Source organism: Streptomyces shenzhenensis (genome assembly GCF_021462265.1).
Classification (GTDB): domain Bacteria; phylum Actinomycetota; class Actinomycetes; order Streptomycetales; family Streptomycetaceae; genus Streptomyces; species Streptomyces shenzhenensis.
Genome location: NZ_JAJONF010000023.1, coordinates 15,598 through 29,994 on the forward strand (window position 1 = coordinate 15,598; position 14,397 = coordinate 29,994).

General features: G+C 73.2%; 10 protein-coding genes. 4 read left to right on the plus strand and 6 right to left on the minus strand.

The window, feature by feature from the left end; all coding sequences use genetic code 11:
- Positions 1-56: 56 nt before the first annotated feature.
- Together LQ326_RS26945 and LQ326_RS26950 are read right to left on the minus strand one after the other, a co-directional pair.
- The gene (locus LQ326_RS26945) at positions 57-1,397 is read right to left on the minus strand and encodes a copper amine oxidase (RefSeq protein ID WP_372496963.1); all 1,341 of its coding nucleotides are present in this window, start codon (positions 1,395-1,397) and stop codon (positions 57-59) included.
- Positions 1,398-1,454: 57 nt separating this feature from the next.
- The gene (locus LQ326_RS26950) at positions 1,455-2,267 is read right to left on the minus strand and encodes a Tat pathway signal sequence domain protein (RefSeq protein ID WP_234540525.1); all 813 of its coding nucleotides are present in this window, start codon (positions 2,265-2,267) and stop codon (positions 1,455-1,457) included.
- Positions 2,268-2,463: 196 nt separating this feature from the next.
- Here LQ326_RS26950 and glgX point away from each other — a divergent pair, with 196 nt between their 5' ends.
- The 3 genes from glgX (at position 2,464) to LQ326_RS26965 (ending at position 8,659) form a co-directional block, all read left to right on the plus strand.
- The gene (gene glgX, locus LQ326_RS26955) at positions 2,464-4,572 is read left to right on the plus strand and encodes a glycogen debranching protein GlgX (protein ID WP_234540526.1); all 2,109 of its coding nucleotides are present in this window, start codon (positions 2,464-2,466) and stop codon (positions 4,570-4,572) included.
- A 143-nt stretch (positions 4,573-4,715) separates the two neighbouring features.
- The gene (gene treY, locus LQ326_RS26960) at positions 4,716-7,067 is read left to right on the plus strand and encodes a malto-oligosyltrehalose synthase (protein ID WP_234540528.1); all 2,352 of its coding nucleotides are present in this window, start codon (positions 4,716-4,718) and stop codon (positions 7,065-7,067) included.
- 341 nt (positions 7,068-7,408) lie between these two features.
- Positions 7,409-8,659, plus strand: coding sequence for a M14 family zinc carboxypeptidase (locus LQ326_RS26965; protein WP_234540535.1), 1,251 nt, complete (start codon positions 7,409-7,411; stop codon positions 8,657-8,659).
- A gap of 287 nt (positions 8,660-8,946) precedes the next feature.
- On the opposite strand, the gene LQ326_RS26970 is transcribed toward LQ326_RS26965, so the two are convergent.
- From LQ326_RS26970 to LQ326_RS26980, 3 genes are all read right to left on the minus strand, one after another.
- Positions 8,947-9,363: an SSI family serine proteinase inhibitor gene (locus LQ326_RS26970; protein ID WP_234540537.1), complete on the minus strand. Its 417-nt coding sequence runs from the start codon at positions 9,361-9,363 to the stop codon at positions 8,947-8,949.
- Positions 9,360-10,727 carry a M14 family zinc carboxypeptidase gene (locus tag LQ326_RS26975; RefSeq protein WP_234540539.1) on the minus strand — a complete coding sequence of 456 codons (1,368 nt, stop codon included), beginning with the start codon at positions 10,725-10,727 and terminating at the stop codon, positions 9,360-9,362. The genes LQ326_RS26970 and LQ326_RS26975 overlap by 4 nt, the downstream gene beginning before the upstream one ends.
- 144 nt (positions 10,728-10,871) lie before the next feature.
- The gene (locus LQ326_RS26980; protein WP_234540541.1) at positions 10,872-11,423 is read right to left on the minus strand and encodes an FHA domain-containing protein; all 552 of its coding nucleotides are present in this window, start codon (positions 11,421-11,423) and stop codon (positions 10,872-10,874) included.
- 175 nt (positions 11,424-11,598) lie between these two features.
- Here LQ326_RS26980 and treZ point away from each other — a divergent pair, with 175 nt between their 5' ends.
- Positions 11,599-13,344, plus strand: coding sequence for a malto-oligosyltrehalose trehalohydrolase (treZ, locus tag LQ326_RS26985; protein WP_234540551.1), 1,746 nt, complete (start codon positions 11,599-11,601; stop codon positions 13,342-13,344).
- A gap of 49 nt (positions 13,345-13,393) precedes the next feature.
- Here treZ and LQ326_RS26990 read toward each other — a convergent pair whose 3' ends face one another.
- The gene (locus LQ326_RS26990) at positions 13,394-14,350 is read right to left on the minus strand and encodes an aminoglycoside phosphotransferase family protein (RefSeq protein WP_234540552.1); all 957 of its coding nucleotides are present in this window, start codon (positions 14,348-14,350) and stop codon (positions 13,394-13,396) included.
- Between the last annotated feature and the right edge of the window lie 47 nt (positions 14,351-14,397).

Here is a 14,397-nt window from a genome sequence, read left to right on the forward strand (position 1 = left end):
CAAGGAAGGGTACTCCGGGAGTGGTCGGCGGTGCAGCCGGATGGACAGGTCGTTTCTCAACTACCGTTTCCGGGCCGTCCGTTCTGATCAGCGAGGGCGGCCGGCGTGAGCGGATTCATAGCCGTGACGTCCCGGGGGGCGATGGAGAAGCCCTGCCAGTGGACCGGCATCGGCTGCTGGTCCTCGTCGCGGGCGATGTGGTGGAAGCCGACGTTCACCCAGACCACGGGGTTGGTGAGGGTCTGCCCGTTGACGAACTTGTCGACGCTCCTGGGGTGACCGGTCGCGCAGCCCGGGTTGTTGCTGGCGAACTGCTCGCACTTGTCGTACTGGGTGAAGTAGACGTCGTGCGAGGTGAAGGCGTGGCCCGGGTACGTGTTGCTGGCGCCCCGGACGATCTCGTAGGACCGCGCGTGCCCGTCCTTGTTCTTGCCGGCCGTGCTGACCACGCGCCACCAGCGCATGTTCTTGGCGTCGCCGGCGAGTTCCTTGGTGACGCCGGTGCGGGTGGTCCTGTTGGTGGGCGCCTCCTGGCCGTGCACGGGAGCGCTGACCTTCGAGTCGTACTGCTCGATGCGGCTCTTGGAGGAGCCGTCGAGGTCGAAGTCGAGCTTCCAGAAGACGTTGTGCGCGTGGCTGGTGGCGTAGGCGTGGGCGCCCTTGCCGATCGGCCAGCCGCGGCCGTCCCCGGCGTCGTAGTCGATCGGCGAGAGGCTGCCGGTGGCGCCGACGTTCATGTTGATCGTGCCGTCGTCCTGGAACCGCCACTCGGTCATGTACTCGTACCAGCCGACCTTGTTGACGGTGTAGACCAGCAGGTCCTTGCCCTGCTGCTGGTACACCCGGTTGCCGGTGTCGGCCTGCATCCGGTACGCGTGGCCGCGCGAACGGGTGGTGGTGCACAGGCCGTTGACGTTGGGGTGCGCCGGGTCCCAGGCGTCGGGGACCTTGACGGTCTTGATGGTGCCGCCGGGGCACTCGGCCGAGGCGAGCGGCACCAGGCCCTGGGCGAAACCGAAACCGGTCAGGTCGTCGTACTCGACGCTGCCGTCGTCATAGGGGACGTCGATCTGGGCGAGGCGGGCGCTGGAGAGCACCTTGATGGGGGCCGGTTCGCCCTTTGGCTGGTAGGAGATGTGCTCCAGGACCAGTCCGGCCTTGCTGTCGTAGCGCCAGCACATCCGCCAGGTGGTGCCGGTGGACAGCTTCTGCTCGATCCGGTACGCGGCGGAGCAGTCGGCGGCGGCCGCGGCGGCCCGCCCCGGCTGTGCGGCGGCGGGTCCGGCCGCCGTGGTCGCGCCGGCGGCCAGCGCGGCCACGGCGAGGCCCACGGCTGCCGTCCTGCGGGCATGGCGAATTCCGGGCACGCGCGTACTCGCGCGCATGTTCACGTGCATGACGAAGTGACTCCTGGTACGGGAGATTCGGGTGGAAGATGAGCGGAGGGGCCCGGCTCAGCCGCCGAGCTTCACGACCTTGCGCGCGCTCAGGTCGACGACGAGCGACCTGGCGTCGATCCACGGCCCGTTCTTCACCTTGGGGAAGAGCCGCGCACAGCGGTGTTCCCCGCACGCGTCGAGCGCGGCGGGCTGGGCGCCCTCGGTGGCGCGGTAGACCGCGCTGTTGAGCAGCAACTGCTGCTCCGGGTCGGTCAGTTCGGTGCCGGTGGCGTCCTTGAAGTCCGCCTTCAGGCCGGCGCCGAGCGGATCGGCGGCGAGCAGCTTGAGGGCCTCGACGTTCTCGTCGTGGCTGAGCGGCGGCTGGACGCCCTTGCGGCTGGTGGTCTGCTCGACCTTGCCGGTGTCGAGGTTGACGGTCCGGGTGACGAGGGTGTCGTCCCGGTAGTCGTAGAACGTCACGTCCGCGCGGCGCGGCGCGTGCGCCGCGTCCAGTTCGTCCGCGTCCGGCTCGGCGAGGTCGACACTGAGCCGCTCCGGGCCGCGCCGGCCCTCGACGTTCTCCCCGGCGCTGAACATCTGCTTGGTGAGGGCGAGTTGTTCGACGCGCCGGGTCTCGTCGTCGGTCAGCGGGTCGCTGCCGGTGCCCTTCTTGCCCTCGGCCGGCGCCTGTTCCACGACGCCCGGCCTGACGGCGTCCCGCCCCTGGCCGGCCTGCTGCGCGGCGACCGCACCGTTTCCGCCGCCGCCCGGCTCGTCCGCCCCCGCCGTGCCGGGCAGGGTGATCCCGACCATCACGGCGGTTCCCGCCACCGCCAGTCCCGCACCCGCCACCATCTTGCCCAGATGCCGGTGCACTGTCTTGCGCACATCATCCCCCTACTCCCCCTCGGTCACAGGGAGTACGTATATGCCCCACTGATTCGGCACACTTCGCCACATGGGCCGCTGTGTGCACTGGTCGCCGGGTAAGAGGGGCGTAAGTCAGGAGGGGTTCCATTACTTTCGGGCAGACTCATGACCAAGGCGCCCCCGGGCGCGGGACCCACCTGGAAGAGTCGACTTCATGCAGGTCTGGCCTGGAGAGGCATATCCGCTCGGCGCCACGTACGACGGCGCCGGGACCAACTTCGCGGTCTTCACGGAGGCCGCGGACCGAGTGGAGCTGTGTCTGCTGCACGACGACGGCTCCGAGACGGCGGTGGAACTGCGCGAGAGCGACGCCTTCGTGCGGCACGCGTACCTGCCGGGCGTGATGCCGGGGCAGCGGTACGGCTTCAGGGTGCACGGCCCGTACGACCCCGGTCGCGGGCTGCGCTGCAACTCGGCGAAGCTGCTGCTCGACCCGTACGCGAAGGCGGTCAGCGGGTCGGTGCGCTGGGGCGAGGAGGTGTACGGCTACCACTTCGGCGACCCCGACGAGCGCAACGACCTGGACTCGGCGCCGCACACCATGACGTCGGTGGTGATCAACCCGTACTTCGACTGGGGCGACGACCGGCGGCCGCGCACGGAGTACCACCACACGGTGATCTACGAGGCCCATGTGAAGGGTCTGACCATGCGCCACCCGGGCCTGCCGGAGGAGCTGCGCGGCACCTACGCGGGCCTGGCCCACCCGGCCGTCGTCGAGCACCTGACGGCGCTGGGCGTCACGGCCCTGGAGCTGATGCCGGTCCACCAGTTCGTGAACGACCACCGGCTGGTCGACATGGGCCTGAACAACTACTGGGGCTACAACACCATCGGCTTCTTCGCCCCGCACAACACGTACGCCTCCTGGGGCGACCGCGGCCAGCAGGTCCTGGAGTTCAAGTCGGCGGTACGGGCACTGCACGAGGCCGGTATCGAGGTGATCCTCGACGTGGTCTACAACCACACCGCCGAGGGCAACCACCTGGGCCCGACGCTGTCCTTCCGCGGCCTGGACAACCCGTCCTACTACCGGCTGACCGACGACCCGCGCTACTACATGGACACCACCGGCACCGGCAACTCGCTGCTGATGCGGTCTCCGCACGTCCTCCAGATGATCATGGACTCGCTGCGGTACTGGGTCACCGAGATGCATGTCGACGGCTTCCGTTTCGACCTCGCGGCGACTCTCGCCCGGCAGTTCCACGAGGTGGACCGGCTGTCGTCGTTCTTCGACCTGGTGCAGCAGGACCCGGTCGTCTCCCAGGTGAAGCTGATCGCCGAGCCGTGGGACGTCGGCGAGGGCGGCTACCAGGTGGGCAACTTCCCGCCGCTGTGGACCGAGTGGAACGGCAAGTACCGCGACACCGTGCGCGACCTGTGGCGCGGCGAGCCGCGCACGCTGGCGGAGTTCGCGTCCCGGCTGACCGGCTCCTCCGACCTGTACCAGGACGACGGCCGCCGCCCGCTGGCCTCCATCAACTTCGTCACCTGTCACGACGGCTTCACGCTGCACGACCTGGTGGCCTACAACGAGAAGCACAACGAGGCCAACGGCGAGGACAACCGGGACGGCGAGAGTCACAACCGCTCGTGGAACTGCGGGGTGGAGGGGCACACCGACGACCCCGGTGTCCTGGAACTGCGCGAGCGCCAGATGCGGAACTTCGTCGCCACGCTGATGCTGTCCCAGGGCGTGCCGATGATCAGCCACGGCGACGAGTTCGCGCGCACCCAGCAGGGCAACAACAACGCTTACTGCCAGGACAACGAGGTGTCCTGGGTGGACTGGCCGGATCCCGGGGACGACGGCGGGCTGCCGGCCTTCACGCGCGCGATGGCGCGGCTGCGCAAGGAGCACCCGGTCTTCAGGCGCCGCCGCTTCTTCCACGGCCGCCCGGTGGAGGGCACCCACGACGAGCTCTCCGACATCGCCTGGTTCACCCCGGAGGGCCACGAGATGGCCCAGCGGGACTGGGACTCCGCCCAGGCCTCGGCCCTCACGGTGTTCCTCAACGGCAACGCGATCTCGGAACCGGACACCCGGGGGCAGCGGATCGCCGACGACTCGTTCCTGCTGATGTTCAACGCGTCACCGGAGCCGCTGGACTTCGTGGTGCCGGTCAACCACGGCCGGCAGTGGGAGGTGGTGGTCGACACGGCACAGGCCGAGGGGGTGCCACCGGGGCCGAAGGTGGACGCGGGGGCACGGCTCACCTTGGTGGGCCGGAGCCTGGCCGTATTGCAGAGGCCGGCGTAGGGATGCGCGTTCCGACGGGCTGTTGGGCAAGTGCGGGCCGGTGGGGGCCGGTGGGGGCCGGTCGCGCAGTTCCTCGCGCCCCTTCGGGGCGCTGTACCGCACGCGGTGGCACAGAAGCCGACCGGACGGGTACATAGGTCCGCATGACAGCCGAGCGAACCGCCCCCACCGTCCCGACGGCCACCTACCGACTCCAGCTCCAGCCCGGCTTCCCCTTCCCGGCCGCCGAAGCCGCCGTGCCGTATCTCGCCGCGCTCGGCGTCTCCCACCTCCACCTCTCCCCCGTCCTGGAAGCCGTCCCGGGCTCCACGCACGGCTACGACGTCGTCGACCACGCGCGCGTACGCGAGGAACTCGGCGGCGAGGACGGGCTGCGCGCGCTGTCGCGCACCGCGCGGGCGCACGGTCTCGGTCTGGTCATGGACATCGTGCCGAACCACATGGCGATGTCCCCCCGGCACAACCACGCCCTGTGGGAGGTGCTGCGGGAGGGCCCGAAGTCGCCGTACGCGCGCTGGTTCGACGTCGACTGGGAGGCGCAGGGCGGGCAGTTGCTGGTGCCGGTGCTGGGCGGCCCGGTCGGCGAGGTGCTCGGGCAGCTGAAGGTCGACGGTGACGTGCTGCGCTATCACGAGCACACCTTCCCGCTCCGGGACGGCACCGCGGGCCTGCCGCTGCCGGAGCTGCTGGACGCGCAGTGGTACCGCCCGGTGTGGTGGCGGCTGGCCCGCACCGAGCTGAACTACCGGCGGTTCTTCAGCATCTCGGAGCTGATCGGGGTGCGGGTGGAGGATCCGGAGGTGTTCGAGGCCACCCACGCCAAGATCCTGCAGCTGCTGCACGAGGGCGTGGTGGACGGGCTGCGCGTCGACCACCCCGACGGCCTCGCCGACCCCGACGGCTACCTCGCGCGGCTGCACGAGGCGACCGGCGGGCGCTGGACGGTCGTGGAGAAGATCCTGGCCGACGGCGAGCACCTGCCGGCCGGCTGGCCGGTCGCGGGGACCACGGGCTACGACGCCCTGCGGTACGTGGACGGTCTGTTCACCGATCCCGCGGGCGCCGGTGAACTGCTCGGCCAGTACCGCGCGTTCGCGGCCCCGCAGACGGACCGGGGCGGCGACTGGGCGGCGACGGTGCGGCGGGCCGCGTACAAGGTGATCACGCACGAGCTGGCGGCCGAGACGGACCGGCTGACCCGGGCGGCCACGCGCGCGTGCGCGACGTCGCCCGATCCCGTCCTGCGCGACCGGGCGCCCTGGGCGCTGCGCACCGCGCTGGAGGAACTGCTGGTGCGGATGCGGGTGTACCGGCCGTACACCTCCGGTGACGTCGCCGCCGTGGTCACCGAGGAGGCCGCCGAAGAGGCCCGGCGGGCCTTCGTGGTGCCCGAGGAGGGCGGGGCGGTGGACGTGGTGCGCGGGCTGCTCCTCGCGGGGGACGGCCCGGGGGCCGAGGAGTTCCGGACGCGGTTCGCCCAGACCGCCTCGGCGCTGCGGGCCAAGTCCGTGGAGGACACGGCGTTCTACCGCTATGTGCCGCTGCTGGCGGCGACCGAGGTGGGCGGGGACCCGGGCAGCCCGGGGATCTCCCCGGACGCCTTTCACGCGTACTGCGCGCGCGTGCAGCGCGACTGGCCGCTCACCGGGACGGTGGTGACGACCCACGACACCAAGCGCAGCGCCGACGTGCGGGCCGCGCTGGCGGTGCTGACCGAGTGCCCGGAGCGCTGGGCCGACGTGCTGGCCGAGGTGACCCGGGAGGAGGAGGGAGTGCCGGACGCGCAACTGGCCTGGGCGGCCTGGCAGACGGTGTTCGGGCTCGGCCCGGCGGCCCCGGAGCGGGTACGGGAGGCGCTGGTGAAGCACGTGCGGGAGGCGGGCCTGTACACGAGCTGGACGGAGCAGGAGCCGCCGTACGAGGAGGCGGTGGTCTCGTTCGTCGCGGCGGGGCCGTGCGGGGTGCCAGGAGAACGCGTGGCGGCCTTCCGGGACTCGCTGGGGCCGCACGTCCGGGCGAACGTGCTGGGGACGGCACTGGTCCATCTGACGATGCCGGGGGTGCCGGACGTCTACCAGGGCACGGAGGGCGAGTACCGGGCACTGGTGGACCCGGACAACCGGCGGCCGGTCTCCTTCCCGCCGCGGCAGCCGGGCGAGAAGGACGCGGTGACGGCGGCGGCGCTGCGGCTGCGGGCGCGGCGCCCGGACGTCTTCGGCGAGGCGGCGACGTACGCGCCGCTGACCGCGGGGGGACCGGCCGCGGCGCACTGCCTGGCGTTCGCGCGCTCCGGACGGGTGGTCACGGCGGTGACCCGGCTGTCGCTGCGGCTGGCCGCGGCGGGCGGCTGGCGGGAGACGGTCCTGGCGCTGCCGCCGGGTCGGTGGGCCGACGTGCTGACGCCGGGGCGGGAGTTCACGGGGCAGGTGCGCGTGGGCGAGCTTTTCGAAGGGCTGCCGGTGGCGCTGCTGGAGCGGGTGGACGAGGGGGACTGATGGGAGCTGAGCGGGCTGACGGGGACTGACGGAAGCTGAGCGGCCCGGCCGAGACTGACGGGGGGCTGACGGGAACCGCCGGCAGAATTCACTCGTACGAGTGAATGCGTGACTGATTCTGGGAGTTGCCGGAACTCGCCGGGCGCGGGCCGCGTCGGTTATCGGCGCGCGGAGCGGTTCCGCGCCCCGTAGTGGCTTCGCACTCCCCGCCGCGCCAACCGCCCCGCCGGACGACAGCACATGCCTCGGGGCGCCCCCTGGAGCCTCCCCCGGCAGGTTCTTGACAGTTCACCTATGCCGTGCGGGACTGGGGAATGCGAAGCCGGGCGGACAAATCGGGGGTGAGTCTCCTGCCGGAGCTGCGTTACCCCAGTGTTCCCGAACTCGTCTCGACCGCCCGGGCGCTGGCCGCTCACCGGCCCGGCCTGTGCACGCTGCGGCAGATCGGCCGCTCCCGCGGGGGCAGGCCGCTGCACCTGCTGTCCGTCGGGCACGCCCCGCGGGCGGTGCTGGTGGTCGCGGGCGCCCACGCCAACGAGCCGGCCGGGGGCGGCACCCTCCAGGCGCTGGCCGAACGGGTGCTGCACGAGCGGGACCTGCGGGCGGAGACCTCCTGGCACTTCCTGCTGTGCGCGGACCCGGACGGGGCGAGCCTGCACGTCACCCCGGCTCCGCGCAGCCTGTTCGACTACCATCTCGGCTTCTACCGGCCGGCGGGCCCGGAGCAGCCGGAGTGGTCGCCATCGGTGCTGCCGCCGGACCGGCTGCCGCCCGAGACCCTGGCCCTGCTCGGGGTGATCGACGAGCTGCGCCCCTACCTCCAGGTGACCCTGCACGGCACCGATCTGGGCGGCAGCTGGGTGCAGTTGACGAAGGACGTGCCGGGGCTGGCCGAGCCGTTCGCGAAGTCGGCGGCGGAGCTGCACATCCCGGTGGAGACGGGCGCCTCGGACGCCGCCGGCTGGCCGCGCTCCGGGCCCGGGGTGCGGGTGATGCCCGGTCCGGAGACGGGGGTGGCGTACCCGAGCATGCCGGACGACGCGCGGCACAGCACCTGGTACCACGCGCACCGTTACGGCGGTCTGACGGCGGTGGTCGAGGTGCCGATGTGGGCGAGCGACCTGGTCGACGACCCGGCCCCGCACCCGGCGCCGGCGGCGGCGATGCGCCGGCTCGCGCATCGGCTGCTGCGGGACTCGCGGGAGGTGGAGTGGGTGCTGGCCGAGGCGCTGCCCCGGCTGGACGGCCTGGACGGGCCGCTGCTGCGGGCGGCCCGGTGGGCGCTGGGACTGATCCCGGGGCTGGCCGAGGACTGGATCCAGCGGCCGCCGGTCGACACGACGATGGCGTACATCGGCAGCGTGGACGCCTTCGGGCGGCGGCTGCCGTTGCGGGCCGCGTCGATGCTGCTGCGGGTGCTGCGGGAGGCGGACGACCGCGCGGCGCCGCGGCTGGAGGAGCTGGTGGCCTCCTGGTGCGAGGCCTACGGCCGACGCTTCCAGGCCCGTTGGGTGCCCCTGGAGCGCCAGGTGGAGCATCAGTCCCGGACCGTACTGGCGGCGGCGCGGCACGCGCGTGAACGAGCCGCGTGAACGAGCCGCGTGAACGAGCCGCGTGAACGAGCCGCGTGAACGAGCCGCGTGAGCGAGCCGCGTGAGCGAGCCGCGTGAGGGCAATGGCGGCGTGCGGGCGAGGGCGCCGTGCAGGCCAAGCCGCCCTGCAGGCGAAGGCGCCGTGCAGGCGAAGGCGCCGTGCAGGCGAAGGCGCCGTGCAGGCGAAGGCGCCGTGCAGGCCAAGCCGCCCTGCAGGCGAAGGCGCCGTGCAGGCGAAGGCGCCGTGCGGTCCTGGGGCTGCCCGGTGCCCGCCCGCCGCCCCCGGCTCAGCCGTCGAGGGCGAAGACCGGGCCGGTCCGGGCCGCCAGTTGGCAGGAGTTCGCGAACGTCTCGCGGTACTCGATCGGCCGGCCGTTCCACTGCCCGCGTGCCTGAGCGGTCACCGGGGCGTAGATCATCGGGCACATCGCGCCCCTGGCCGGGGGGATGCGGGCGATGTCACCGCCCACCGCGTCGAGCCGGGCGCAGGCCTCGGCCGCGCGGGAGTGCCCCTGGGGCGGGTCGCACAGCAGCAACGTGACGCGTGTGTCGTCAAAGTGGCCGTCGCCCGTGGTGACGGTCAGGTACAGGTAGTCGCCGTCGCGCGTCACGTCCGGCGCGGCCTGGGCCGGGCCGGACGTGAGCAGGGCGGCGGCCGCCAGCAGGACCCCGGCGGCCGCTGCGGCCTTGCTGAGATGCGTCATTCCCCGTGCATCGGCACGACGGGCTCGGTTCCCCAGCCCGGCTCACCCGATCGGGCACGTGCGCGCGCCTGGCGGTGCGCGAGTTCGAACGCGCTCAGGACCACGCGTGTCTGGTACTCGGCCTGGCGTGCGACCGGGATCCATCGCGCGCCGAGGGCGTCGCGGTAGTCCGCGCACCAGGCGTCGATCAGCCGGTCCAGGTCGGGCAGGGCGGCGGCCGGGTCGTGCCCGGTGCTGCGCAGGAGCTGGTGCAGCAGCCCGGCGGCGCGCAGGACCAGCCGGCGCCCGGCGATGCGCAGGGCGGCCAGCCGGGCGGAGCTGAGCGGGGGCAGCGGGCGGGCGCTGCCGGCGTCCTTGTCGGGGTCCCAGGCGTCGGCCAGGCCGGGGCAGACCAGCAGGTAGTCGTCGACCGGCGCGAACAGCCGGGCCGCGTCCGGCGCCGCCGCCAGCTGCGGCCGGACCCGGGTCAGGACATCGTCCAAGAGGTCCGTGTCGTGCCGCAGGGTCCGGCTGACCGCGCGCAGCGCCGCGTCCCGGTCGGCGGGCGGGGTGCCGTCCTGGACGGCGGCCACACCCCACATGGGCGCCTCGACGATCGCGGTGACGGTGCCGTACCGGTACGGGTGGAACCAGGTGGACTCGACGGCGGCCTCGGTGAGGGCGGCCGCCAGGTCGCCGCGGCGGGGCGGCGGGACGCGGTAGACGGCCGGGCCCAGGGTGGGCCAGTACAGGGTGTCGTACGCGCCGAGTTCGCGGGGGATGCCGAGCCCGGTCGCGATGTGCGCGAGGCGCCGGTCGAGGCCCGGCAGGTCGCGGGTCAGCTCGACGAAGCCGCCGCCGACGTCCACGCCGTGCAGCGAGCACTGCAGGAAGGGCCGCAGCTCGTCCTGGAGGCCGAGCAGTGCCCGGGTCTCGGGCAGCGCGACGGCCTCCGCCCCGCCGGGAAGCCACTCGGGCTGCTCCAGGAAGCCGGGCCGGAAGAAGTTCCGGAAGTAGTGGCCCAGGGTGTACGGGCCGGCCAGCCAGCCCTCGTTGCGGCGGGAGCCGTCGGGGTCCAGGCACAGCAGCAGGTTCCAGGTGACGTCGGCGTCCTCGGTGAGCCGCGGGTCGGCGAGGACCCGGTCGGCGAGGCGCAGCACGGTGGCACCGCCGACGGGTTCGTTGGCGTGCGGGCCCGCGACGACGAGGACGTGACGGGTGCCGTGACCGATGGAAAGCAGCCACATCGGGGTGCCCGCACGGGAGACCCCGGCCCTGCGCAGCCGGGCGTCCCGGGGGCGGTCGGCGACCAGCGCGGCCGCCCACGAGGCCAGCTCGTCCACGGACGGATAGCGGAGGAGGGGCGGCAGATCACACCTCCACAATGCGGTGCCGTCGCTTCACATGGTGTGCATGGCGTACGCACAGTCAGTCACGACTTGAGAGGTACGTCAACACCACGGCGGACAAACACTTTTCGGCCACCGCGCGGGAGCTGTCCAGCAGGCCGGGACGGACCGGCCCGGGGGTCAGGCGCCCGCGAGCCGGAAGGCCATCCGGCCGAAGGCGACCTGGTCTCCCTCGCGGACGACGGCGGCGCCGGTCACCCGGCGGCCGTTCACGGTGGTGCCGTTGGTGGAGCCGAGATCCCTGAGGACCCACAGGCCGCCCTGGTGGCGGAGTTCGGCGTGCACCCGGGAGACCGTCTCGTGGTTGAGCCGCAGCCCGTTGGCGGGGTCGCGGCCGATGCGCAGCGGGTGGCCGTTGCCCGGGTGCGGCAGCAGCAGCTTGGGCAGCCGCTCGGCCTGCCAGGCCCGGCGCAGCCGTACGGTGAAGCCGGAGACGGCCTCGACGGTGCCGAAGAGCACGCGCGCGAAGCGGCTCTCCTGGGGCAGGTCGGCGGTGAGGGCGGCGAGTTCCTCGGCCCGGCGGGCGGCGAGCGCCAGCTCCATGCGGCGCACGAACGTGTCGTGCGACAGACGTCCCATGGCGACGCCGTCACGCAGCACACTCAGCGCCTTGTCACGCTCCGCGTCGGACAGCCGCGCGGGGTAGGTGTGGAACTCGAAGGACGACGTCACGCTGCCGATTCTGAGCGAGTGAACCCCGGGTGTCCAGAAAACGGGAAAACGGCTGCCACGCGCGCGTACGTACGGCGACACCCGCCGGGAAAGCCGTGATTCAAAAGCGGACTGATCGCTTTCGCGGCACGATGGACGCACTACCTCACGATGAGCCAGACGAAGGGGACCGTCCGTGCAGTTCGAGGTGTGGGCACCGCAGGCAGACCGTGTGACGCTCCATTGCGACGGCGCCACGCGCGCGTTGGGGCGCGACCCGGAGCGGCCCGGCTGGTGGACCGGGGAGGCGGACGCCGAGGACGGCACGCGGTACGGGTTCGCCCTGGGCGACGGTCCTGTGCTGCCCGACCCTCGCTCGCGCCGCCAGCCGGACGGCCCGGACGGGCTCAGCGCGGTCGTCGACCACACCCGCCACGAGTGGCGTGCCGCCTGGCCCGGACGCGCGCTGCCCGGGGCGGTGCTCTACGAGCTGCACGTGGGCACGTACACCCCCGAGGGCACCCTGGACGCGGCCGCCGCCCGCCTCGGCCACCTGCGCGAACTGGGCGTCACGCACGTGGAGCTGATGCCGCTGTGCCCGTTCCCCGGCCGGCACGGGTGGGGGTACGAGGGGGTCTCGCTGTGGGCGGTGCACGAGCCGTACGGCGGCCCCGAGGCGCTGAAACGGTTTGTCGACCAGGCGCACGAACTCGGTCTCGGCGTCGTCCTGGACGTCGTGCACAACCACCTCGGCCCGTCCGGCAACCACCTGCCCGCGTTCGGGCCGTACTTCACCGACGCACACCAGACGCCCTGGGGCTCCGCCGTCAACCTGGACGCGCCCGGGTCGGACGAGGTGCGCGCGTATCTGCTGGGCAGCGCGCTGGCGTGGCTGCGCGACTACCGGATCGACGGGCTGCGCCTGGACGCGGTGCACGCGTTGTGCGACACGCGCGCGTGCCACTTCCTGGAGGAGCTGTCGTCGGCCGTGGCCGGGCTGGCGGCCGAGTCGGGCCGTCCGCTGTTCCTGATCGGCGAGTCCGACCTGAACGATCCGCGGGTCGTCACCCCGCGCGCGGAGCACGGGCTGGGCCTGGACGCGCAGTGGAACGACGACTTCCACCACGCTCTGCACGCCGCGCTGACCGGCGAGTCCCAGGGCTACTACGCCGACTTCGCCCGCGCCCCGCTCGCCGCCGTCGCCAAGACGCTCTCCGGCGGCTACTTCCACGACGGCACCTACTCCAGCTTCCGCGGCCGCCGGCACGGCCGCCCGCTGGACCGCGCGCGGGTGGCCGGACACCGGCTGCTCGGCTACACCCAGACCCACGACCAGGTCGGCAACCGCGCCCAGGGCGACCGGCTCTCGGCGGCCCTCTCCCCCGGCCTGCTGGCCTGCGCCGCCACCCTGGCCCTGACCGCGCCCTTCACGCCGATGCTGTTCATGGGCGAGGAGTGGGCGGCCGGCACCCCCTGGCAGTTCTTCACCGACCACACGGACCCGGACCTCGCGGAGGCCGTACGGCGGGGCAGGCGCCGGGAGTTCGCGGCGCACGGGTGGGCCGAGGAGGACGTGCCCGATCCGCAGGACCCGGCGACCCGGGAGCGGTCCTGCCTGGACTGGTCGGAGCCGGAACGCGAGCCGCACGCGCGCGTGCTGGCCTGGTACCGCAGGCTGCTCGCGCTGCGCCGGGAGCAGCCGGACCTCACCGATCCCGATCTCGCCGACACCAAGGTGGCCTACGACGAGACGGCACGCTGGCTGGCGTTCCGGCGCGGCGATGTGCGGGTGGCGGTGAACCTGGGCGCGGCACCGGCCGCGATCCCGCTCGGCACCGGGCGGGTGGAGGTCCTGGCCGCGTGGGACACCGTGGGGGCACCGGACGCGGACGGGGTGCTGCGGGTGCCCGGCGAGTCGTGCGTGGTGCTGACCCAGGCCTGACCAGTCCTGACCTGGCTCGCCCAGGCCGGGTCGGGCACCGGGCGTCCGGCTACTGCTCGTCGGTGTCCTGGGTGTCCTCAGGGGCCTCGCGCAGCTCCGTCACCCGCTCCAGCAGGATCGTCTCCCAGGCGCGCCGGAGCTGCGTGCGCAGCAGCGGCAGGGGGCTGTCGTCACGGCCTTCGAGGCGGTCGGTGAGGCGGATGACGGTGTCGCAGCGGGCCAGCCACAGGCCGCGCAGGCAGGGACGGGGGCCGTAGCCGGCCAGCGTGGCCGCGCGGACGGCCGCGCCGGAGCCGACCGCGAGGGCGAGCCCGGCGATGTCCTCCGCGGGGTCGCCCACCACCGCGTCGGTCCAGTCGAGAACGCCGCGCACCCTGCCGTCGGCGCTGACCACCAGGTGCTCGCCCTTGAGGTCGTGGTGGGTCAGCACGGCGGTACCGGGCTGGGCGGCGAGCTGGGCGGCGACCGGATGGGTCAGCTGGAGCAGGCGTGCGGGATCGAACTCGTCGGCGGCGGCGAGGCGTTCGGCGGCGGGCACCGCCATGCGGCGCAGCGCCTCCAGGGAACGCGGCGGGGTGCGCGGCACGCCGAGTGTCTCGGCCTGCCGTACGGGCACTTCGCGCAGTCCGGTGAGCAGCCCGGCCAGGTCCGCCTCGCCGACCGCGGAGACGTCGTGCTCCTCGGCCGTACCGCCGGGGATCACGGTGTCCAGCGTGTACGTCAGCCCCGGTGCCCACTCGCCGTGCGCCACGCTGGCCGGGACGGCGACCGGCAGGTGCGGCCGCGTCAGGTCGCGCAGGCGCAGTTCGCGGCGCTGGCGGACGGCGGCGTCCCGGTCGGGGGCGAGGCGCAGCACATGGCGGGTGCCGACCCACCAGGTGGAGTGCTCACCGCCCGCCGTGACGGGCCGCGCCTCGGGGCCCGAGGTGTCGCCCGCGCCCTCCTTGAGCAGCGAGCGGACCAGTCGGCGGACGGTGTCCGCGGTGGGAGTCGGTGGCTTGGTCATGGATCGCGCCGTTGCCGTTCGGGGTGGGATAGGGGCGGGCAGGTGGT

Excerpts from the sequence above, each read along its gene's own strand:
- LQ326_RS26945 (WP_372496963.1), bottom strand. The coding sequence starts at position 1,397 with ATGCACGTGAACATGCGCGCGAGTACGCGCGTGCCCGGAATTCGCCAT.
- glgX (WP_234540526.1), top strand. The coding sequence starts at position 2,464 with ATGCAGGTCTGGCCTGGAGAGGCATATCCGCTCGGCGCCACGTACGAC.
- treY (WP_234540528.1), top strand. The coding sequence starts at position 4,716 with ATGACAGCCGAGCGAACCGCCCCCACCGTCCCGACGGCCACCTACCGA.
- LQ326_RS26970 (WP_234540537.1), bottom strand. The coding sequence starts at position 9,363 with ATGACGCATCTCAGCAAGGCCGCAGCGGCCGCCGGGGTCCTGCTGGCG.
- LQ326_RS26990 (WP_234540552.1), bottom strand. The coding sequence starts at position 14,350 with ATGACCAAGCCACCGACTCCCACCGCGGACACCGTCCGCCGACTGGTC.